This window comes from uncultured Chloroflexus sp. (assembly GCF_937129525.1).
GTDB lineage: Bacteria > Chloroflexota > Chloroflexia > Chloroflexales > Chloroflexaceae > Chloroflexus.
Window position 1 is genome coordinate 1 of the sequence record NZ_CAKZNK010000032.1, and the last position, 2,040, is coordinate 2,040.

2 protein-coding genes and 1 tRNA gene are annotated in these 2,040 nt (G+C 54.3%); 2 read left to right on the forward strand and 1 reads right to left on the reverse strand.

The window, feature by feature from the left end; genetic code table 11:
• Positions 1-50: 50 nt before the first annotated feature.
• Positions 51-127, forward strand: a tRNA-Glu gene (locus Q0650_RS02945).
• A 302-nt stretch (positions 128-429) separates the two neighbouring features.
• Here Q0650_RS02945 and Q0650_RS02950 read toward each other — a convergent pair.
• Positions 430-1,248: an enoyl-CoA hydratase gene (locus Q0650_RS02950; RefSeq protein WP_298815754.1), complete on the reverse strand. Its 819-nt coding sequence runs from the start codon at positions 1,246-1,248 to the stop codon at positions 430-432.
• Positions 1,249-1,565: 317 nt separating this feature from the next.
• Between Q0650_RS02950 and Q0650_RS02955 the strand changes: the two genes are divergently transcribed.
• A partial coding sequence (locus tag Q0650_RS02955) for a 4-hydroxyphenylacetate 3-hydroxylase N-terminal domain-containing protein (protein ID WP_298815756.1) occupies positions 1,566-2,040 on the forward strand: 475 nt, incomplete at its 3' end.

Genomic DNA, 2,040 nt, shown 5'->3' on the forward strand with positions numbered 1-2,040 from the left:
TGCCTCCAGTTGCAACAATCGCAAAATATGGTATAATGCAGCTCCGTCAGGCCCCCATCGTCTAGTGGCCTAGGACATCACCCTTTCAAGGTGGAGATCGCGGGTTCGAATCCCGCTGGGGGCACCAATGATGAGAAGCGCGCTGTCATCAGATAGCGCGCTTTTTATTTATCGGGCAACGATTGTGTTGATGTGGCTAGCGTTAATCCTCGCAGGGTACGACACTCAGTTTACCGAATAGACGATACAAGCTGCCTGGCAGCCATGTGACGGCGACAAAGCGGCTTGGCTCGTCTCATGCGGATCAAAGTTAATACAGCAGTGAATCAAGGTCAGGGCTTCAATTCCCGCATCTCCAAAAGACACTATTTGTCAGTGTTGATTGTCGGTGCATCCTGGCGGCTTTATCGGGTTCCTTCTCGATAAAGCCTAATGATTGGAAGCGTTACCGGTTTTTGCCCAGGCTGGCGAACGCTTCTCAACAAAGGCTGCTACCCCTTCCTGCGCGCAAGGTTCCATCATATTGCAGGCCATTGTTTGTCCGGCCAGGTGGTACGCTTCTTCGATTGGCAGCTCAATCTGCCGGTAGAAGAGTGACTTACCGATGGCAATCGACTCAGCCGGTTTCGCCAGAATTGCATTGGCCATCCGCAGCACCTCAGCGTCAAGCTCTTCTGGCGCTGCCACGCGATTAACGAGGCCGAGGCGGAGGGCAGTATGAGCATCGATAAACTCACCGGTAACCAGCATTTCAAAGGCGGCTTTGCGCCCAATGTTGCGCGAGAGCGCCACTGATGGCGTTGAGCAGAACAGACCCACGTTAATCCCTGAAACGGCAAATTTTGCCTCGGTCGAAGCGACTGCCAGATCGCACATTGCTACCAACTGGCAACCGGCGGCGGTTGCAATGCCATGCACGCGCGCGATCACCGGTTGCGGCATGCGCTGGATGGTGAGCATCATATTGGTGCAACGGGCAAACAGATCTTCATAGTATTGCTGGTCGGGATTGGCCTGCATCTGCTTAAGGTCATGACCGGCGCAAAACGCCTTGCCGGCGCCGGCAATCACCACCACGCGCGCTTTTGGATTCTGGGCAATAGCGTTAAGTTCGGCTTGGAGAGCAGCCAGCATCTCTTCTGACAGGGCATTAAATTGGCGGGGACGGTTAAGAGTAAGACGGGCAAGGCCATTACTGTCGATTTCGGTCAAGACATAGGGTTCAACCATCGTTGCGTCGGCTTGCATGCTAACCTCCTTCATTGTCTGGCGGCCAAGACGTATCTCACGGGGAACAAACGCGATCACAACAGAGTGCAGTTTCTCTCGTTGATGGTAAGCGCATTTCTGTTCGAATTTGGGATGATGTGGCTACCGGTATTGTACACGAAGAACGCACATGACGCACATTTTCATCAATTTCAATCGCCGTTCGACCATGTCGAATTTTGTTATCGACAAGGGTACACAGTCAACCTATAATCAGGATCACCGCGGAGCAAAATTAAAATCCATACCGAGACGCGGCAACGGCGCTAGGGATTCGTTTCACGTGGAGGTGAAGCATGACGGTGTCCGATGTGACGATGGAGACCACCGTAACCGGCGCGCGTCCGATGAATGGACGCGAGTATCTGGAGAGTCTGCGAGATGATCGGGTCGTCTATTTTCAGGGTGAGCGGGTCAAAGATATTACCAGTCACCCCGCTTTTCATAACTCGGCCCGGATGGTGGCGCGTTGGTATGATCGTTTACATGAGCTACACCAGGAAGATCTGGCGCGTGGCGGGCCGGAACAGTGGAAATGGACGATCCTGACCGATACCGGTAGTGGTGGCTGGACTCATCCCTTTTTCGCTGGATCGCGCGCGGTAGCGGATCTTGTGCGGGCGCGCGATACGATTGCCGAGCTTCAGCGCGCCGTATATGGCTGGATGGGCCGCGCCCCTGATTACAAGGCGGCATTCACCGGTACCCTGGGCGCGAACGCCGAGTTTTATGCTCCGTATCAAGAGAATGCGCGGCGCTGGTATCGCAAAA

What these genes read in the sequence shown, in the direction of transcription:
- Q0650_RS02950 (WP_298815754.1), bottom strand. Translation starts at nt 1,248, where the DNA reads ATGCAAGCCGACGCAACGATGGTTGAACCCTATGTCTTGACCGAAATC.